This is a genomic window from Aquimarina sp. EL_43 (genome assembly GCF_943422735.1).
Taxonomy (GTDB): Bacteria; Bacteroidota; Bacteroidia; order Flavobacteriales; family Flavobacteriaceae; genus Aquimarina; species Aquimarina megaterium.
Genome location: NZ_CALSBR010000001.1, coordinates 529,405 through 550,698, shown reverse-complemented (window position 1 = coordinate 550,698; position 21,294 = coordinate 529,405). Strand labels below are relative to the sequence as shown.

Sequence of the window (21,294 nt, the reverse complement as noted above, 5' to 3'; positions counted from 1 at the left end):
TAAATTATATAGGTATTTATACGTAATTATTTTATAAACTGCACCAGGTTTTTGGGCAAAATCATACGCAACTTGGTCTTATAATTTACGATGGTTTTGATATGAATAAAATTAAGTTTTTAGGTATTTAAATGAAAAGTTAATAAATATAGTGTCTATGTTTTTTGAAATAGGCACTCTTTATAAAGAATGTTTAAGAATTAATTATATATCACCAATATGAGAATTAGTACAATTTTTACTATGCTATTAAGTGTAGTTCTGTTATCATCTTGTTCATTTAAAAAACAAGAAGATATTCCTTCTGATCCAATTGAGGCCAAAGTGTCTGCACTATTATCTGGTATGACTTTGGAAGAAAAAATTGGTCAAATGACTCAAATTACAATCACTGCTCTTGAAAAAGAAGGGAATCCAGGAATACTTGATAAAAATAAACTAAAAAAAGCTATTCATAAATATAAGATAGGTTCAATACTTAATACTCCTAATCCAGGAGCTCCAACACCAAAGAGATGGAATGCAATTTTGAACGAAATTCTAGCAGAAACTAATCAAACCGATAAAAAAATTCCGATAATTTATGGAATAGATGCTATTCATGGTGCAAGTTATACTAATGGAGCAGTTTTATTTCCTCAACAAATAGGCCTAGCTGCAACATGGGATGCTGAACTAGTAGAGAAATGCACTGCTATTTCTGCTTATGAGACCAGAGCATCTTCAATACCCTGGGTCTTTTCTCCCGATCTTGATCTACCCCGAAATCCAGCCTGGTCAAGACTTTGGGAATCTTTTGGAGAAGATACCTATCTATCCTCGCAAATGGCGGTTGCTATGGTGAAGGGGTTTCAGGGGAATGACATTGGTAATTCTGATAAAGTAGCAACTTGTATTAAGCATTATATAGGATATGGTAGTCCAACTACAGGGAAAGATAGAACTCCAAGCATTATACCAGAGCGAGTTTTAAGGCAATATGATTTACCTATATATGAGAAAAGCATAAGTGCTGGTGCCAAGAGTGTAATGGTGAGTTCTGGAGAAATTAATGGTACTCCGGTTCATGCCAGTAAAAAAATGATAACTGATATTTTAAAGGGTGAATTAGGATTTAAAGGTTTTGTTGTAACCGATTGGAAAGATATAATTTACTTGCATACGCGCCATAAGGTCGCTTCTACAATGCGTGAAGCAGTTAAAAAATCTGTAATGGCAGGTATAGACATGAGTATGGTTCCCGAGGATTATTCATTTTTTGAAGAGCTATTCTCTTTAGTAAGTGATGGTGAAATACCTATGTCTAGAATTGACGATGCTGTACGTAGAATCCTGAGAGTGAAGTTTGAACTAGACTTATTTAGAACACCAGTTACTGACCCCGAGGATTATCCTAATTTTGGTTCCCCTTCTTCGATAGCAATGTCGTATATCGCAGCATCTGAGTCTATTACTTTACTAAAAAATACAGATAAAATACTTCCTATCTCTAAAGAGAGTAAAGTGTTGATAACTGGCCCTACTGCCAATAGCATGAAGTACCTTAATGGCGGATGGTCATATACTTGGCAAGGAGAAAAAAGTGATGAATATGCAAATGATAAGCTTACTATTTTAGAAGCATTTAAAAATAAAATAGGAGAGCAAAATGTAATATATACGCCTGGTGTATCTATTTTTGAAGAAGTCGATATCGCCAAATCTGTTTCACTTGCCAGTAATGTAGATTACATTGTTTTATGTCTGGGGGAGCATAATTATACAGAAACTCCGGGAGATATTAATGATTTGATAATCACAGAACCCCAGATCAAATTGGCTCAGGCATTAGCTAAACTAAATAAGCCGGTTATACTAATCCTAAATGAAGGAAGACCAAGAATCATAAATCAGTTTGAAAATGATATGGATGCCGTTTTACAATGTTATCTTCCGGGAAATGAAGGAGCACGTGCTTTGATAGATATTGTTTACGGCGATATAAACCCAAGTGGAAAATTGCCTTACAATTATCCCAGATATACAAATTCTCTACAAAAATATAATAGAAAGTATACTGAAAGTTTAGGGGATGAAGAGCAAAATGATGATGCAAATTATCAAAAGAGTTATAATCCACAATATGAGTTTGGTTATGGGTTATCATACACAACTTTTAGCTATAAAAATTTGAAACTAGATAAGATATTTATTAATAAAGAAGATGTTATTCAAATAACTGTAGATGTTCAAAATACCGGAGTAAGAACCGGAAAAGAAGTGGTGCAGCTCTATCTTAGAGATATGTTTGCTAGTATTACACCAGAAGTAAAAAAACTAAAAAGATTTAAAAAAATAGAACTTCAACCAGGAGAAAACAAAACAGTTTCATTTACAATTGGGGTTGACGATTTAAAATTTGTAAATGACAATAATCAATGGGTTACAGAAAGCGGAGAATTCGAAATAATGATCGGATCACTTTCTAAAAAAATTGTACTTGAAAAAGAGTTATAGGTATTTTTGATTATATTTATTTTTATTAATTTAATGTTAGGTCAATTGTCAAAACGTTAAAAATATACCCTATTCTTTTGGGAATTCATAAATGCTTAAAACTATTTTAAATGCAATCCGTTAAAACTAAAGATACTACATTGTGGACAAAAGTTAAATTAGGGGATTTAGATGCTTTTAATCAACTATATGATAAATATATAGATGCACTTTATGAATTTGGTATTCAATATACGAACGATACAGACTATGTTAAAGACTGTATTCATGATCTATTTTTGGATATTTATAAATATCGTAAAAAACTTTCTGATGTAGATAATGTAAAATATTATCTTTTTAAATCTTTGAAAAGAAAGATTAATAGAAAATTTAAATCAAAACTTACTCTATTTTCAACAGAAGAGAAAAAAAATGAAATTAAATCAGAATACAAATCCATAGAAGAAACGATTATTCAATCAGAAAATTCTTCAGAAATTGAGGCTAAACTTTCTGTTGCTTTAACATCTCTTTCTAGTAGACAGCGAAAAGGATTGTCCTTAAAGTTTGAAGAAAAAAAGTCTTATGAAGAAATTGCAGCGATCATGGGTATTTCTATAGAATCAGTACGTACACTTATCTACAGGGCAGTAAAAAAATTGCGAAATAAAATATAAGTTAAATAAAAATTAAAAAAACAATAATTTTTTTGTCTATGTTTTTTGATTTTTATCCTTTAATAGTATGGTGAGGTGCTGAATTTGTTATTTCATCTCTAAATTTTGCCGAATACTATAATATAATAATGTGTTAAATAAAGAACATAAAATAGTATAATTGATATTAAAACCTTCCCAAAATGTTAAATGAAGAAGAAAAAAGGCTTTTAAAAAACAAAATAAATACTTCTATTACTGATTATCGTAATAAAAGAAAAAAACGACGAATAGGGTATTACATAACTGCTGCGGCTGCAGTCACGATTGTATTCTTTTCTGTCAGGTATACAAATAACTATCAAAACTCTTCAGCAATTAAAAACTATGTTGATGCTACAGATATCAGTATTGATAAAGATGGAGATGTGAAACTAGTTTTGAATGACAAAGATGAAGTGAAAATTACTGAAAAGGCATCAAGTATTACTTATTCTAATTCTGGAGGAGAAGTTGATATTAATAACTCTAAAAAAGTTGAACAATCATCAGAGAATACTTTTAACACAATTATTGTTCCTTACGGAAAGAGAACTAAAATTACACTTTCTGAAGGCACAAAAGTTTGGCTCAATTCGGGTTCTAAACTTACATATCCTGTTGTGTTTAATGGGGATAAAAGAGAGGTGCATCTTACGGGTGAAGCTATTTTTGACGTAAAGCATAATAAAAAACAACCTTTTTATGTAGTGACAGAGGATTATGATATTAAAGTTTTGGGTACTGTATTTAATGTAAGTAGTTATAGCGATGATTTTTATACTAGTACAGCTCTAGAAAGAGGAAGTGTAGAGATAAAATATCAAGGGAATTCTATTTTCGGGAAATCGAGTATAAAAATAACTCCGGGAACACTTGCTATATATAATAACAAAACAAAGAAGATACGAAGTAGTAGAGTTGATGTCACCAAATATATGTCATGGAGAGATGGTAAGTTTATATTCAAAAAACAAAGAATGGATATGATAGTTAAAAAACTTTCTCGATACTATAATGTTGCGATTTCAATCGAGAGCGAAGAACTTAAAAAACAAACTTTCTCTGGGCATTTGGATTTAAAAGATAGTGTAGAAAAGGTAATGGAAGTTCTTAAACAGTCAACAGATTTGAAATACAAAATAGAAAATGGAAAATTTGTAATTAACTAAAATCACCAACTATATGATATGAAATAACAAAACAACCGTAATTTATTACAAAAAAGTCAGAAAATGCGGCAACATTTCCTGACCTAAATCAAAATATTGCGATATCGCAATACTTAATGCATAAAAAACAAAATTATGAATAAAAAAGTTAACGGCATTTCTTTTTTGTCTGAAAAGAAGAAATTCAATTTTTTATTAACCCTTATGAGAGTTTTTATTTTATTTCTGTGTTTTGGCTTAACAAGTGTATATGCACATAACTCTTATTCGCAAACTAAGCTGGACATTAATTTAAAAAACGGTACTCTTGAAGAGCTGTTTGATCAAATTCATTCTCAAAGCGAGTTTATATTTTTTTATAAGGATGATATTGTAAAAACCAATACAAAAATCACACTACGTCTTAAACAATCTACTGTAAAAGAGATACTAAATAGGGTATTTAAAAAAACAGACCTCACCTATAAAATAATTGATCGGCAAATAGTTATATCTAGACAAAAAAAAGAGTTAGAAACGAAAACGTTTTCAGAATCAAAAGATCCATTACAAGCAATATTAACGGGTAAAGTTATTACAGGAGATGGTGTTCCATTACCAGGAGCAAGTGTACTAATAAAAGGAACAGATAGAGGAACACAAACCGATTTTGATGGTAATTATACATTAGAAATTTCTAATGGAGAATCTCTGGTGTTTTCTTACGTCGGATTCATAACTAAAGAGGTAGTATTCTCTGGTCAGTCTGCAATAAATATTACCTTGATTGAAGATGCAAGTGAATTGAGTGAAGTAATTGTAACTGGATATACAAAGCAAAGTACTAGAAATATAACTGGTTCGGTAACAATTGTTCAATCAGAATCAATAGCAGCAACAACTCCCTCAAGTATTGAACAAGCATTACAGGGGCAGGCATCTGGTGTTACTGTTGGAGTTGAAGGTGGCCCTGGAGGAAATGCAGCTGTACGTATCAGAGGATTTGGGACTATTAATGGTAATGATCCTTTATATGTAATCGATGGAGTTCAAACGGGACAGGGATTAAATGACCTTAATCCCGATGATATCGCATCTATTCAGATACTTAAAGATGCAGCAGCAGCTTCCATTTATGGTGTTGGAGCAGCAAACGGAGTTATTATTATTACAACTAAAAATGGAACAAGGAATAACAAGGTTACGTTTACGTATAATGGCGTTACTGGAGTTGATTTTATACCAGATTCTGTGTTTCCCGAAATGGCTACACCACAACAAATAGCAGATGCGTATTTTCAAGCACAAAGGAATGATGGGACTGCGGTAGGGCATCAACAATATGGATCTGGCGCAAATCCAGTATTACCGGATTATATTATGCCTCAAGGTGTTGTAGGAAACGTGGATGAAAGTACTTATAGATATCCGTCGAATAGAATTACAAGAGCAAATAAAGCAGGAACAAATTGGTTTAAAGAATTCTTTGATACGGCTTTAGTTCAACAACATAATATAGGGATTAAAGGAGGAAGTGAAAATTCTAAGTTCTATGTTGGTGTAGGACTATTAGATCAAGAGGGCGTTGGTAGAGCTACGTATTTTGATAGATATAACCTTAGAGTAAATTCTGAATTTAATATTACCGATAAATTTCGTATTGGGGAGACATTAAATGTTTCTTTTTCTGAAAAGGTAAGTGTTACAGATCCTTTAAATCAGAATAATAATCAAAATAATGAAAGTCAAATAGCTGCTTTATACAGAATGCATCCCATAATTCCGGTTAGAGATGTTGGAGGGAATTATGCAGGAACAGCAGGCATTGCAGGTGTTGGTAATGGTTATAATGCACTTGCTGTGGCAGACAGAAATAAAGATAATGTAGCAGAAACGTTTAGAGCACTGGGTGCGATATATGCAGAATTTGATATTACAGATGATTTAATGGTAAAAACAACGTATACAGCAGATATCAGCAGTTCGAAATTTTCATTTTTTCAACCTGTAGATTTTGAAAATGCCTCGGCACGATCGGTAAATCAACTTAGAGAAACATCAACAGATATAATCAATACCAACTGGTACAATATATTGCAATACTCAAAAACTATTAATGATGTTCATGATATAGATATTTTTGCCGGAACAGAGTTTAAGAAAAATAGAAATGAATCTTTTTATGGGCAAATTTCAAACTTCCTGTTTATTACCCCAGATGCTACTTTTTTGGGAGCAGGTACAGGAGCACAAGTAGTAGGGAGTAATCAATCAAAAACGTCAAGTTTTTCAGTATTTGGAAAGGCAGATTATGCATATAACGACAAGTATTTATTAAGTGCTACATTAAGACGTGATCAATCTTCTAAGTTTGAAGGAGGTAATCAAGTAGGTACTTTCCCCGCAGTAAGTGTAGGTTGGAGAATTTCTGGAGAAAATTTTTTAAGCGAGTCTTCTATTGTAAATAATTTACTCCTTAAGTTAAGTTGGGGAGAGTTAGGTAATGATAATATACCTGCATCTAGAGCAATTACTGCTTACGGACCAAATCTTAATTATAATAATTATAATGGTCAAACGGGATATTATTTAACGAATGTTGGAGATCCAAATTTATCTTGGGAAACTACAACTACAAAAAATATAGGTATTGCGGGGACATTTTTTGAAAATAAGTTTGATGTAAATCTTGATGTTTATGAATCCGTAACCAAAGATATGTTACTAGCAGTACCAGTGGATCCTACTATTTTTGGAAATACCACAAACACAATATTTAGAAACATAGGTCAGATGACTAATGTAGGTTTCGACTTAGGATTACAGTATTCTAGTAAATCTGAACGTGATTTTAATTATTCTATTGGGGTTAATGTTTCACATTATGATAATAATGTTGACTTTTTGGATAGGGATAACCCTTCTCCAATTGCTAATCCAACTTTAGGGTCGCATACAGGTTTTCAAACTACGAATACTTTGGCTGATTATCCAATATCTTCTTTTGTTGGCCTAACATGGGAAGGAATAGATCAGACTACAGGTAGAGCAATCCTTACAGGAACTCCACAAGATGTTATAGGAAATCCTCATCCAGATTTTACCTATGGAATAAATTTTAGTGCAGATTATAAGAATTTTGATTTCACTATGTTATTTCAGGGGTCGCAAGGAAACGATATCTATAATTTAACAAAATTTTGGACTGATTTTCATAACTTCCAAGGAGGGAAGAGTATTGATTTTGTTGAAAACTCTTGGTCTCCGAGTAATCCTAATGCGGTATTACCTGCACTAACATTAAATGGTACTAACACAAGTGCTGAATCGACAGGATCTTCTTATTATATTGAAGACGGATCATACTTAAGACTTAAAAATGTATCATTAGGGTACTCGTTAGATGAAAAGATTATTTCTAAATTAAAAGTCGATAAAATTAGAATCTTTATACAAGGTAAAAACTTATTGACCTTTACAGATTATAGCGGGATAGATCCAGAAATCAATCTTACAAATTATTCGAATCAACAACAGGCAAATCTGGAAATTGGGGTTGATAGAGGCGCATATCCGATTGCCAGATCTATGAATATTGGTTTAAACGTTACATTCTAAAAGAACAGAAAGATGAAAAAAATATTTAAATACTTAGAGTGGAAAAAAATATTGCTTTTAGTAGCTATTTCAGGAACTACAATTACAGTTTTTCAGTCTTGTCAAAAAGAACTGGAAATTCCATTACAAGGGCAATTTAGCGATGAAGTAATTGTTAATAATAAAGTTTGGGTAAATGGATTGTTAACCGCTGCTTATGGTTCGTTAAACGGGAATCTAGATACAAGTGATCCATGGCGTGCTGCTGCATCAAACTGGATTTATGGAGAAGTAGCATCAGATAATGCATATAAAGGAAGTGATCCTGGTGATCAGCCACAGGTTGATAATGTCGAATTTTACTCACCTAATTCTGGAGAAGGAAGATTTTATGGGTATAAGTGGAATGCTGTTTATGAGGGTGTTGCAAGAAGTAATGAGGTGATAAAAGCGGCTAAAAAAGGTTTGGAAAGCGGAGATCTTATAGAATCTGAGGCGGCTATGTTTGAGGCAGAAGCAAGATTTTTAAGGGCTCATTATCATTTTGAAGCCAAAAAAATGTGGGATAATATACCTTTTGTTGACGAAACGGTCACTGCATCTTTATCTAATGAAAATGTTGATTCTTGGACTCGCATGGAGGAAGATTTTGCATTTGCAGCCGCTAATTTACCAGAAACATCAACACTTGTTACAAATGGAGCTAATAGTTGGGCAGCAAAAGCATATTTGGCAAAAATACATATGTATCAATTAGATTATGCGGCAGCGGCACCAATATTAGATGATGTTATTAATGCCGGCCCTTATGATTTGGCACCAAATTATTCTGACAATTTTAATGCAGCTTCCAAGAATAATATAGAGTCTATATTTGCGGTTCAAAATACAGTAAATGATGGAGCTGCTAATGATGATAACGCCAATTGGGGAGACGCATTAAATTTCCCTAATGGGGCGCCTGTAGGAACTACAGGAAATGCATGTTGTGGGTTTTATCAACCATCGCAAAACCTGGTAAATGCTTATAAGACAGATGCTACTGGGTTACCTATGTTAGATACATTTAATGATGTCGATGTTACTAATGATGATGGAGTGGCATCTACCGATGCTTTTACCCCACATACAGGAGAATTGGATCCCAGACTAGATTGGAAAGTAGGTAGAAGAGGTATTGATTTTAATGGATGGGGTAAAATGCCTGGTCAATCCTGGATAAGAAACCCTTCTAATGGAGGGCCATATCTCCAGAAAATTACAGTGTTTAGAGCTAGTCAATTTAATAATGCTGGTATAGATGCTTCTTCTGCATGGGCACCTGGGGTTAGTGCTATAAATACAAATATTATCAGATTTGCAGAGGTTCTTTTATGGCGAGCTGAGATTATGGCTGCATTGGGAGAAGGGGATCTTGGAGTATCATTAGTAGACAGAGTTAGAACACGTGCTGCAAATCCTAATGATTTTGTTAAAGAGTTAGATGTAGATGGAAACCCAACTGCTACTCCAGCAGCAAACTATGTTGTAGGAACTTACGGTACTTTTACAGGACAAGATCAAGCTATAAAAGCAGTAGCTCATGAATATAGAATAGAAACAGCTTTAGAAGGTCATCGATTTTTTGATTTAGTAAGAAGAGGTAATGCCGCTCAGGTTTTAAATTCTTACTTATCTGTAGAAACTACAAAGCGCTCACATTTATCCAGCGCATCATTTACTCCTGGAGTGAACGAACGTTACCCTATAGCGCAAATCGTGATTGCGGTAAGTAATGGGCAACTTAAACAAAACAATGGATATTAGATTTGTTTATTTGAATTGTTTTTAAAAGAAGACAGCGTGTTTTTACATGCTGTCTTTTACATATGATTTTGTAAAATATGATATATAAGTGCTTTGTTTTTGTTGTTAGTTTGATTGTACTTACCAGTTGTTCGCAAAAGAGTACATCAATTGATGATCGAATATTTACAGACCTAGAATACTCATCAACCGGGATTCATTTTAGTAATGATCTTACCGAGAATGACTCTTTGAATTACTTTACATATTCATATTTATATATGGGTGGAGGTGTTGCGACAGGTGATATTAATAACGATGGACTTATAGATATTTATTTTACAGGAAATCAGGTTTCAAATAAATTATATATCAATAAAGGTAATCTTAAGTTTGAAGATATTACCATAAAAGCCGGTGTTGTTGGAGATGATAGATGGTATACTGGTGTAACCATGACAGATGTTAATGCAGATGGTTTTTTAGATATATATTGCTCTGTTGGTGGAAAATTTGGTTCTAAGATGAATCAGTTATTCATCAATAATGGGGATAATACATTTACAGAAAGAGCTTCTGAGTATGGTATCGATGATATTGGAAATAGTGTTCAGGGAACATTCTTTGACTATGATAATGACGGAGACCTTGATCTTTATGTAGCTAATTACCCTCCCACAAAATTTAATGCTCCTAATTTCTATTATAGGTTTAAGATGAAAAATGTAACCGGTAAAGAAACAGATCATTTATATAGAAATGATGGAGATAGATTTACCGATGTCACAGAAGAAGCAGGAGTAAAGAGTTTTGGGCTTACTCTTAGTGCAACAGTAGGAGATCTAAATAATGATGGGTGGTCAGATATATATGTGTCTAATGATTTTAGTACCCCAGATTATCTATACTTAAATAATCAGGACGGAACTTTCAGGGAAGTAGTTAAACAAGCGACATCACATACTGCTTTTTTTGGTATGGGAGCTGATATTGCAGATTATAACAATGATGGAAACCTGGATATTTTTCAGGTGGATATGGATGCTCAGAAAAACCGGCGTAAAAAAGCAAATATGGCAAGTATGAACCCTAAGTTGTTTTGGAGTACGGTTAATTCTGGTTTTCATTATCAATATATGCATAACTGCTTGCAATTAAATACGGGAGTAGTAGATGACGGAATACCTCATTTTTCTAATGTTTCAAGAATAACAGGAACTTCTTCAACAGATTGGAGCTGGGGACCTCTTTTTGCAGATTTTGATAACGATGGGCGTAAAGATTTATTCATTACCAATGGTACCAGAAGAGAAATAAATAATAACGACTATTTTGAAAATTTAAAGAAATTAAAAAACAAGAAAGATAGTCTTTTGCAAAGAAGCTTAATGATCCCTTCTGAAAAGATAGATAACTTCATGTTTCGTAATGTTGGAGATTATAGCTTTGAAAAAGTAAATAAACGTTGGGGAATACAATATGAAGGCTTCTCTAATGGAGTTGCATATGCAGATTTGGATAATGATGGGGATTTAGAAATTATTACAAATAATATTGATGATTATGCTTCAGTTTTTGAAAATAAGAGCTCGGATAAAAATAACTATATCACTATCCAATTTGATGGAAGTATTAAAAATAAATTTGGATTAGGAAATAGAGTATATCTCAAAACAGGTGATCAAACTCAAATGCAAGAACTCACTTTATCAAGAGGGTTTCAGTCATCAGTTGCTCCAGAATTACATTTTGGAGTTCATCAATCAAAAACTATTGAAGAATTAAAAGTTGTTTGGCCTGATGGGAAACTTCAAAAATTCAAAAACCTTGAAGTAAACCAAAAATTGACAGTAAAATACGAGGATGCAATACCTGAAAATTCAATATCAAAAAAAGAGACTGTCTTATTTGCTTCAGAAAAAAAAGGTGATTTTTCAGAATACAAACACCAGGAAAATAATTATAATGATTTCTCGAAACAAGTTTTACTTCCTCATAAGATGTCAGCTTTTGGACCAGGAATAGCAGTTGGGGATGTAAATAATGATGGCTTAGATGATTTTTTTGTAGGCGGAGCATCAGAACAACCTGGAAGTTTGTTTTTTCAAAATAAAACCGGATTTGAAAAGCAAATTGTAGAGGTATTTGAAGAAGATAAATTAAATGAAGATGTTGGCGCTGTTTTTTTTGATGCAGATCAAGACGGTGATAATGATTTATATGTGGTGAGTGGAGGTTATGAATTTTCTCCAACATCAAACATATTACAAGATAGATTATACATTAATGATGGTAGAGGGCGTTTTACCAAATCAAAAAACAGTCTACCACAAATGTTAACAAGTGGATCGAGAGTATATCCTTTAGATTTTGACAAAGATGGTAAGCAAGATTTACTGGTTTTAGGACGTCAAGTTCCTGAACAATACCCAATTCCTGCACATAGCTATCTGTTAAAAAATAATAGTCAGAACGGGAATATACAATTTGATGATGTTACTGATTCTTATGCAAAAGATTTTATTGATTTGGGTATGGCCACAAGTGCTGTAATTACAGATTATGACAATGATGATTGGTTAGATATTATTGTTGTTGGTGAATGGATGCCTATTCGGGTTTTCAAAAATATTAGAAAAGGATTTAAAGAAGTATCGCAAGAATTGGGATTAACAAAAGATACTACAGGATGGTGGTGGAGTATCGGGCAAGGAGATATTGATAACGATGGTGATATGGATTATATCCTAGGAAATAACGGATTGAATTACAAGTACAAAGCTACAGAAGAAGAAACTTTTGATATTTATGTAAATGATTTTGATAAGGATAGTAATGCTGACATTGTACTTAGTTATTATAATGACGGAGAGCAATTTCCGGTAAGAGGAAGAGAATGCTCATCTGATCAAATATCAATGATCAAACATAAATTTAAAGACTATGAAAGTTTTTCTGAAGCCACATTAGTTGATGTATACACAAAAAAATCACTAGAATCATCACTGCATTATCAAGTAAAATCTTTTGCAAGTGTATATCTCGAAAATAAAGAAGGAAAATTCATCATTCATAAACTACCATTAGAAGCTCAAGTATCATCGATTAATCAAATTTTGGTAGATGATTTTGATGAAGATGGTTATATGGATGCTCTTATTGCAGGAAATTTACATGCTTCAGAAGTTGAAACACCAAGAAATGATGCCGGGCACGGATTATTCTTAAAAGGCGATGGAACAGGAAAATTCAAGCCAATTTCTGCAGCCAAAAGCGGCTTATTCATACAAGGAGATGTAAAAGATTTAGCTATACTACAGGCAGATACTACTAGATATGTTGTAGCAGCAAAAAACAACGATTATTTACAGTTTGTAAGAATTCAAGAAGTGAATAAAAACACTCCTTAGGTTTCGAGATTATAATAATGAAAGAATATAAAAAAGTGTAAAGAATGTTTTGATACACATTGGTAAAATAGTAGCAATTATTCCATTTGCCATAGATATTGAGGTTTGTTAGTGAATTATGTTGCAGTTATAAATGAAGATTAAAATAAAGTTATGAATTATATTGGTATTATTTCTTTTTTAGGGTTTACACTTTTGGTAGGAGTGATTTCTTACTTATCTACATCAAAAACAGATGAAAAATCTTCTGATGGTTACTTTTTGGGAGGAAGAAGTTTAACAGCAGGAGTCATTGCAGGCTCCTTATTACTTACTAATCTATCAACAGAACAAATAGTAGGTCTAAATGGAGCAGCATTTAAAGAAGGTATATTGGTGATGGCATGGGAAACACTTGCAGCCATTGCAATGGTAATTACGGCCATATTTTTATTACCTCGGTATCTAAAAGGAGGGATTACTACGGTACCCCAGTTTTTGCAACGAAGATATGATACAACAACCAAAGCAATAACCTCGGGTTTATTTCTTACAGGTTATGCAGTTATTTTATTGCCCACAGTTTTATATTCGGGAGCATTGGCTATAAATACAATGTTTAATATACCAGAACTTCTAGGAGTATCAGAATCAATAGCATTATGGATTACAGTATGGGGAATAGGAAGTATAGGCTCAATTTATGCAATTTTTGGAGGGTTAAAAGCTGTTGCAGTATCAGATACAATTAATGCCATTGGATTATTAATAGGAGGAGTAATGATCCCTTTATTTGGATTGTGGGATATTGGGAGTGGTAGTATTTCGGAAGGAGTTAATGTTTTATTTGATTTATATCCTGATAAATTTAATGCAATGGGAGATAAAAAAGCATCGGTTCCTTTTACAACTATTTTTACAGGAATGATGTTGGTGCAATTATTTTATTGGGGAACCAATCAAGCAATTATTCAAAGAGCTCTTGGAGCAAAAAACTTAAAAGAAGGTCAAAAAGGTCTATTATTGGGATCATTTATTAAGATTTTAGGGCCAATTATAGTTGTGTTACCGGGTATTATTGCTTTTCATATGTTTGGAGATACACTCAAAAACCCAGATGAAGCTTATCCGATGCTGGTAAGTAAAGTTTTGCCAGTATCCTTGGTAGGTTTTTTTGCTGCAGTATTATTTGGAGCTATTTTAAGTTCATTTAATAGTGCTTTGAATAGTTCTGTAACCCTATTTGGGATAGATATTTATAAAGAATATTTTGATAAAGAAGCGAGTGAAACTACTATTGTAAAAGCAGGAAAACGATTTGGAATTATCTTAGCAATAATATCAATGTTTGTAGCACCACTTCTTGTTTACGCTTCAGATGGATTATTTGGTTACCTGCAAGAGGCAAATGGTATTTATAGTATTCCGATTTTGACAATAATTGTAGTAGGGTATCTAACAAAACATGTTCCGGCAATTGCTGCAAAAATAGGACTTATCTCTGGTTCTATACTGTATATTATTAGCCAGTTTATATTAAAACCATATGTGATTGGAGAAGAAGATTATCCGCATTTCTTACATGTAATGGCATTGCTGTTTATTCTAAATGTAATTATTATGTTACTTATCGGTAAACTATACCCAATGAAAAACGAATATAAGCAAGAATACACGAGACAAGTAAATATAAGTCCATTCAAATATGTTGTACCTATAGGTGCGTCAATTTGTATTATAGTTATTGTTATCTACACGTATTTTTCATAAAATAAGAATTCCCTTTTGATATAATTCTAATTTAAACCCTGTTACCTTCCCCATTTGTAACAGGGCACTACTACAAGCCCTCGTTTATGGTAATCCTATTAAACCTGATGAGGGTTTGTTGTTCACTAAAATTTCAATTTTGTGTAGATTATGTTATCATTTATCAAAAATGCGATGTCTATCATTTTTACTTTGTACTCCTTTTACTTCTGGGGGGTATAAAGTTTTGCTCATAGCTGTAATGTAATTAGAAAGCCATTTTGCTAATATTTTTGATATTTTTCTTTCTTTATTAGTGGTAAGTTGTGTTTTCATATTATTAAATTTTCAATTGTTATTTATGTGCCTGGTAATGATTCAAACTCAGGTGCGTTGATTTTTTCAAAAGAATTTGAATAATTCTCTGTTCGTTTCTTTGCTGTATAGCTCATGTCGCGACAATACCTATCGTGGTTACTCCCGCTAGTTGGTTTGAGGTGAGGAGTAATACTCATAGTTCTAGATTGTACAATGAACTTTCCTGTTTCTGTGGTTTTACGCAAAAACCATTGTGATTCATCATTTTTCATGATTATTGTTTTTAAAGATTAATAGAGCCGATAAGGTTATCTTATCAGTTTTTGCTTTTTTATACTATATGTTAATTATGATATGATCTAAATTGATGGTAATTAGATGCTTGAGGAATACCGTATTCCTTGTGATGTTTTACCAGAATATCCTTCAAAAATTTCTATATTGCTTATTCAATTAGAACTATAAAAGATGGATAGTGTATCGACAATTATTTTAGCTTTATCTCTTATTATTATAATGCTTGGAATGGGATTATCGCTAGTTGTTGATGATTTTAGAAGAATATTTATATATCCTAAAGCAATACTGTTAGGATTGACCAATCAAATACTAATATTACCAGTATTGGGATTTGCATTAGCATCTTTATTTCCTATTCAACCCGAGATTGCAATCGGAATTATGATTTTAACTGCATGTCCAGGTGGGCCAACGTCTAATTTGATATCTCATTTGGCAAAAGGAGATATAGCATTATCTGTTACTCTTACTGCATTAAGTAGCTTTATTACTATTTTAACTATACCTTTTATTATAAATTTTGCACTTCTTCATTTTTTGGAAGAGGGACAAATGATTAAATTGAATGTAGTAACAACTATTGTTCAGATATTGGTAATTACCATTATTCCTGTAGGTATTGGTATGTTAATTAGAAAATATAATGAACGATTTGCTTTAAAAATGGCTAAACCTGTTCGAAGAGCCTCTGGCATTGTACTTATACTTGTAATTGCAGGTATCACAATTAAAGAAAAAGATAATATTGTGTCTTACTTTCAGCAAGCAGGAATTGTTGCCTTATGTTTAAATGTTATTACAATGATTGTGGGGTATTACTCTGCTAAATTATTTAATATTAAAGATAAAAGAGCTATTTCAATCGCAATAGAGTCAGGAATCCAAAATGGAACTCTAGCAATAACTATTGCTGTTGTTTTGCTTAAAAATACTTCGTTTGCAGTTGCTCCGGCAGTGTATAGCTTATTAATGTTTTTTACAGGAGGTATTGCTGTTTATTTGGGTATTAAGAAAAGTAATGCCCAGGAAAATTAGTAGTACCGATCCCGCAGTGCGGGATGTACATCCAAGAGACAGTCGGATATACTAGCATTGTGCTACAGTACATACTATATTATATTGGTTCTGATATTAGAACCTTATACGTTAGTTTTTTCAATATGTCAATGAACCTTATCAACAAAAAAAGACGCCTTATTAGGGCGTCTTTTTTATATCTTGATCTGTTTATAAGTTATACTCTTATAATTATCTTTTGTATATAATAGACACCTTTTATGTTCACTACAGAACAATACCTCGATTGTTTAATAAAAAAACGAGTTAGTATATGTTGTAAGTTACTTGGTGTCATTTTTTAATTTTTTAGTTAAATATGTGCTATTGATAATAATTTAGGTTGATAATTGTTTCGATGCAAAGATCAAAACATTTTTTAAAAAAGCAAATATTTTTTTGATTTATTTTATTGATAATCAGCATGTTAAATTTATTTTTAAGCATAGGAGCTCTTGTCCGTTTTTCAACAGATTTTGGATATTCTTGCAATTGTCTGTCTCCCTGTTGCTTACTTTCCAAATGGTATTTTTTATGTGCTAATTAATTTTTATTCATATGTCTAATTTTTTTACTGAATTTATTCGGATTATTGAGTTATGAGATCAAAATGTATTGTTACTTATATCAAATTCTATTCTTTAGTGAGATTATTTCGACTAGATTTTTGTACTTACTTTGTTTTACATTAAAAAGATTCAATAAAAAAAGCGTCCAATTTCTTGGACGCTTGAGTTATATTTAGGTTTAGTTTTAAATCACTTCAAAAAAAATCAAAAATAGCTATATAGCATCCTATTTTGTGGGGATAATGTATTTACCCTACGATACTCACATTGTTTATACAATGTTTTAGGATTAATATGTAGTCTATTGTTTCTCATTTTGTTATGCAAATATTAATAGTTTCTTTATTGTTTTCCAAATATTTATTGAAATTAACTCTATTTTCACATACCTACTTCTTAATTCCGGGTAATCCATTAGGTTTTTTGGTTTGCCAATGAAAAGTTTCTGCTTTTTGTTTTTTTGGCCATACTTCATCCAATGTATTTGCATTATACACTCTTCCATTTTTGATTACATGAGTTAATGTATTTGTGTTTCTGATATTTTCTAATGGGTTTTTTGATAAAATTAAAATATCGGCTAGTTTTCCGACTTCAATGCTTCCCAAATCATTATCTAATCCCAGTGCTTCGGCTCCAAGTGTTGTAGCAACTCTAAGAGCATCATGATTTTTCATTCCGCCACTACCCACAGACCATAATTCCCAATGAAATCCGAGTCCTTGTAATTGTCCATGACTTCCTATTCCGGCTAAACCACCTGCTTCTATCAATTCTTTCATAAACGCTGCATGTTTTTTAAATACATGTTCCTCTTCCATAAACCAGCCTGGTCTTCTTCTGGATTTTTGTGCTAATTCTTCATAAGGTGTGAAATATTGAATTTTTTGATCGCTCCAAACATTCTCACGTGAGTAATAATAATTTTCTGCCCAAGGCCCGCCATAGGATACTAATAAAGTAGGTGTTACTGCCATTTTTGAATCTGCTACGGTTTTTACAACATCTTTATAGATAGGGTAAATAGGTAAGGAATGTTCATGACCGGGATAGCCGTCTAAAAGCTGAGTCATATTTAGTTTAAAATCTAAGCCTCCTTCAGTAGTAGGCATTAGTTTTAATTCTTTTGCAGCCATCATGATCCATTGTCGGTGTTTGCGATTGCCCACCAAATACATTTTAATACTCTTGGTATTGTAATACTCGCTATACTGCTTTAATACATCTTTGGCATGATCCAGGCTTTCGATTTGATATTTCCAAAATCCAACTCCCGGACCAGTACTATATACACGTGGACCATGAATCATACCAGATTCTACCATATCACTATAGGTAAGAACATCGGTTGTACCGGTCTGCGGATCTCTGGTAGTCGTAACGCCATAGGCCAGATTTGCAGAATACATCCACACCTGGTTTTTATGTACACCCCAATTAGGCCACATATGGGCATGAGTATCAATGAATCCAGGAACTAATGTTTTTCCTGAAACATCAATGGTTTGTGTACCTGCAGGAATTGTTATGCTTCCCGAAATACCAATAGCCTTAATTCTATTGTTCTCTATAAGAATATCTCCCTTTTTGATAACATCATATCCTTTCATAGTAACAATATGACCTCCTTGTAATAATAAAGTTCCTTTAGGAATATCCTTTTTATAATTTACTTTAATTTTAAATTCTTCAGCTTCAAATTTTGGATCTTTCTTTTTTTCTTCATCTTCTTTCTTGTCTGTTTTTGTAGTACCAGATTTTTTCTCTGTTTCCTTAAGTTCTTCTTCTTTTTTCTTGGCCGCAGTTATGCTATCGTTAAACTTTTTTCCTGCTTCTAGATCGTACCTGAAATGACTTGCCCCCAGGGACCAATGTACTTTTTTACTGTTCGAGGACCAGGTAGGAAATTCACCACCCATAACCGTTAATTTCATAGCCGGAAACGCAGCTCCGCTAACTTTGGCGACAGAAACCGAAGGTGTTTTACCATATCGAGGAATAATTACCGTATAAATATCGTTATTAATTAAAGCGAGTGCAGTTTTCCCATCTGGGGAGATTTGTATTTCTGAAGGCTTGGAAGCTTTACTTTTATCACGCCACCCTTCTTCTGCAGATGGTAATGCACTAGAAATATAACTATCAATATTATTTTCATGATGATCTTTACCAAAAACATCCTGAGAACCATGAGTAGTGATTCCGGTTAATTTTAGGTGCTCTTTTTCATCAGATCCATCCCAGCGAATAGAAATTAACCCTTTTTCATTACTACTTAAATAAATGCGATTATCTATTTTGGTAAAATGAGGACTTTGCCTTCCTTTTGTTTTATCAATCATATTGATAATACCTCCATTAGCATTTATCCATACTAAATCTTCTTGGGCTCTATTTGAAAATGGATCAATTGCATCATCATATGTCTGAGCTACTCCTCGATGAAATGCAATTCTATTTGAAGAATAAGACCATGAAGGTTTTGTATAAATACCGGGTTGTTTGGTTAATTGTATAGGCGCAGAGCGACCATCATGACTTACTTTAAATAAATGACCACCTCCTTGTTTCCATGTAGTGAATACGATATGTTTTCCATCGGGAGACCAGGTAGGTTGTGCTTCTGTAAAATTATTTGTAGTTAAACGTCTGGGAGTACCATTTGGTAAATTCATTACATATAACCGATTCAACGCGGTAAATACCAGTTTAGAACCATCTGGTGATGGTTTAGCATCACGAATTTGGGTTGCCAATACATTTTCAGTATCTTTTATAGGGTATTTAAAAGCTAGTTTTGGTCCTAAGTCAAGGTTTACATTAACCTGAAAAGGGATTTCTTTGGCAGTATTATTTTCTACAGAAACAGCATATATTTTTCCACCATACGAAACAATTAAGTTCTTATTGTCAGGAGTAAATGACATAGCCGGAAGCACTCCCAGAGGAGCAATCGATTCTTGCTCATCTCGTTGAACCGGGTATGCTAGCCATCGTTCTTTTCCAGTTTTTAAGTTTCGTAATACAAGTCCGGTTTCTTCTTCAAAACGAGTACCGTACACCAACCAGTTGCCATCATTAGATAAAGTAGGAGTGAAAGCAGAACCATATCGAGAGGTTATTACCGCCATATCACCATCTTCCATGTCATAAGTACCTATTTGGTATTGTGGTAATTGAGCATTGTAGTTCCACGAACCTTTACGCTGAGAGAAATACAATACTTTACCATCTGCACTAAAAGCAGGATCAATGGCTTTGATATCCTTAGGTTTTTCAAACAATTGACCACCAGAACCACCTTCTTTATGATAAATATGTAGTTTAATATTTCTACGGCCTTTACCTCCTATAATATATTCGCCATCGGTAGTCCATTCTGCAGAAAAGAAATTGTGCTTTTCTTCTTTGGTAATCTGTTTATCCTCTTTGGTAGCAAGATCCAGAGTCCAGATATTATCAGAACCACTTTTATCTGAGATAAAAACCAAAGACTTACCATCAGGGCTATATCTGGGGTGTACATCATATGCCATACCACTAGTAATTTGTGTTGCTTTACCACCACTAATTGGAATAGAATAAATATCACCCATAAGATCAAAAACAATAGTTTTTCCATCCGGACTTACATCTAGCGAAATCCAGGTTCCCTGATCGGTTGTAAAAGATATTGTACGTTCAGGCTCTAAAGGAAGTTCCTTAGTTGCTTTTTTGATTGAATCTTTTTCCTTTTTAGCATTTTGAGAAAATGTAGTGAGCGTACATAAAAATAAAAATAGGGAAGTAACCCTTAGAGTGATATGTGAATTCATTGATTGTGAATGTTGAATTATTTTGAAAAGTAAATATAAACAATAAATTAATGGACTCTGCTCTTGTTCAAAACCCTAAATACTAAAGTTTTGTGAAATGTATTTACCTTTTTAAGTTCTCTAACGGTAAATTAGAAAAATCATCTTTAATGAAGCCATTAAACTGACATTTATCAAAAAAACAATTGATAAATATCAGGATTTGGGTTGATTAATTCGAGAATTTGAATGATGATAAGAAAGTATTTTTGAATCATTATTAACCACAAATCTACACAAGCTTATGACAAGCGGAGAAATACCTTCATCTCTAAATTTATATACTATCATTTATTACAATTTTACACTTCTAAATGTAGAAAGAGAAAAAACTGGATTACAGCTTTATAAAA

The 21,294-nt window shown here is 32.8% G+C and carries 11 protein-coding genes; 8 read left to right on the top strand and 3 right to left on the bottom strand.

Features of this window, described 5'->3' with window-relative positions:
* Window positions 1-219 precede the first annotated feature (219 nt).
* From NNL09_RS02620 to NNL09_RS02590, 7 genes are all read left to right on the top strand, one after another.
* Window positions 220-2,496, top strand: coding sequence for a glycoside hydrolase family 3 N-terminal domain-containing protein (locus NNL09_RS02620; RefSeq protein ID WP_231389136.1), 2,277 nt, complete (start codon window positions 220-222; stop codon window positions 2,494-2,496).
* 110 nt (window positions 2,497-2,606) lie between these two features.
* A complete protein-coding gene (locus tag NNL09_RS02615) occupies window positions 2,607-3,155 on the top strand; it encodes an RNA polymerase sigma factor (protein WP_025667655.1) in 549 nt (182 codons plus the stop codon).
* A 182-nt stretch (window positions 3,156-3,337) separates the two neighbouring features.
* Window positions 3,338-4,345 (top strand): FecR family protein, encoded by a 1,008-nt coding sequence (locus tag NNL09_RS02610; protein ID WP_196909031.1) that lies wholly within the window; start codon window positions 3,338-3,340, stop codon window positions 4,343-4,345.
* Window positions 4,346-4,480: 135 nt separating this feature from the next.
* Complete coding sequence (locus tag NNL09_RS02605; RefSeq protein ID WP_196909030.1) at window positions 4,481-7,942, top strand: TonB-dependent receptor; 3,462 nt, start codon at window positions 4,481-4,483, stop codon at window positions 7,940-7,942.
* 12 nt (window positions 7,943-7,954) lie between these two features.
* Complete coding sequence (locus tag NNL09_RS02600) at window positions 7,955-9,727, top strand: RagB/SusD family nutrient uptake outer membrane protein (RefSeq protein WP_196909029.1); 1,773 nt, start codon at window positions 7,955-7,957, stop codon at window positions 9,725-9,727.
* Between the two features lie 77 nt (window positions 9,728-9,804).
* Window positions 9,805-13,116 carry a VCBS repeat-containing protein gene (locus NNL09_RS02595; RefSeq protein ID WP_196909028.1) on the top strand — a complete coding sequence of 1,104 codons (3,312 nt, stop codon included), beginning with the start codon at window positions 9,805-9,807 and terminating at the stop codon, window positions 13,114-13,116.
* A gap of 153 nt (window positions 13,117-13,269) precedes the next feature.
* Window positions 13,270-14,865, top strand: a complete 1,596-nt coding sequence (locus NNL09_RS02590) for a solute:sodium symporter family transporter (protein ID WP_231389135.1) — start codon at window positions 13,270-13,272, stop codon at window positions 14,863-14,865.
* A 156-nt stretch (window positions 14,866-15,021) separates the two neighbouring features.
* On the opposite strand, the gene NNL09_RS02585 is transcribed toward NNL09_RS02590, so the two are convergent.
* Together NNL09_RS02585 and NNL09_RS02580 are read right to left on the bottom strand one after the other, a co-directional pair.
* Window positions 15,022-15,180, bottom strand: coding sequence for a hypothetical protein (locus NNL09_RS02585; RefSeq protein ID WP_160170146.1), 159 nt, complete (start codon window positions 15,178-15,180; stop codon window positions 15,022-15,024).
* Window positions 15,181-15,203: 23 nt separating this feature from the next.
* A complete protein-coding gene (locus NNL09_RS02580; RefSeq protein WP_025667649.1) occupies window positions 15,204-15,434 on the bottom strand; it encodes a hypothetical protein in 231 nt (76 codons plus the stop codon).
* 196 nt (window positions 15,435-15,630) lie between these two features.
* Here NNL09_RS02580 and NNL09_RS02575 point away from each other — a divergent pair, with 196 nt between their 5' ends.
* A complete protein-coding gene (locus tag NNL09_RS02575; RefSeq protein ID WP_196909027.1) occupies window positions 15,631-16,497 on the top strand; it encodes a bile acid:sodium symporter family protein in 867 nt (288 codons plus the stop codon).
* Between the two features lie 979 nt (window positions 16,498-17,476).
* On the opposite strand, the gene NNL09_RS02570 is transcribed toward NNL09_RS02575, so the two are convergent.
* A complete protein-coding gene (locus NNL09_RS02570) occupies window positions 17,477-20,902 on the bottom strand; it encodes an amidohydrolase family protein (RefSeq protein ID WP_196909026.1) in 3,426 nt (1,141 codons plus the stop codon).
* Window positions 20,903-21,294 lie beyond the last annotated feature (392 nt).

What these genes read in the sequence shown, in the direction of transcription:
- NNL09_RS02620 (WP_231389136.1), top strand. Translation starts at nt 220, where the DNA reads ATGAGAATTAGTACAATTTTTACTATGCTATTAAGTGTAGTTCTGTTA.
- NNL09_RS02615 (WP_025667655.1), top strand. Translation starts at nt 2,607, where the DNA reads ATGCAATCCGTTAAAACTAAAGATACTACATTGTGGACAAAAGTTAAA.
- NNL09_RS02610 (WP_196909031.1), top strand. Translation starts at nt 3,338, where the DNA reads ATGTTAAATGAAGAAGAAAAAAGGCTTTTAAAAAACAAAATAAATACT.
- NNL09_RS02605 (WP_196909030.1), top strand. Translation starts at nt 4,481, where the DNA reads ATGAATAAAAAAGTTAACGGCATTTCTTTTTTGTCTGAAAAGAAGAAA.
- NNL09_RS02600 (WP_196909029.1), top strand. Translation starts at nt 7,955, where the DNA reads ATGAAAAAAATATTTAAATACTTAGAGTGGAAAAAAATATTGCTTTTA.
- NNL09_RS02595 (WP_196909028.1), top strand. Translation starts at nt 9,805, where the DNA reads ATGATATATAAGTGCTTTGTTTTTGTTGTTAGTTTGATTGTACTTACC.
- NNL09_RS02590 (WP_231389135.1), top strand. Translation starts at nt 13,270, where the DNA reads ATGAATTATATTGGTATTATTTCTTTTTTAGGGTTTACACTTTTGGTA.
- NNL09_RS02585 (WP_160170146.1), bottom strand. Translation starts at nt 15,180, where the DNA reads ATGAAAACACAACTTACCACTAATAAAGAAAGAAAAATATCAAAAATA.
- NNL09_RS02580 (WP_025667649.1), bottom strand. Translation starts at nt 15,434, where the DNA reads ATGAAAAATGATGAATCACAATGGTTTTTGCGTAAAACCACAGAAACA.
- NNL09_RS02575 (WP_196909027.1), top strand. Translation starts at nt 15,631, where the DNA reads ATGGATAGTGTATCGACAATTATTTTAGCTTTATCTCTTATTATTATA.
- NNL09_RS02570 (WP_196909026.1), bottom strand. Translation starts at nt 20,902, where the DNA reads ATGAATTCACATATCACTCTAAGGGTTACTTCCCTATTTTTATTTTTA.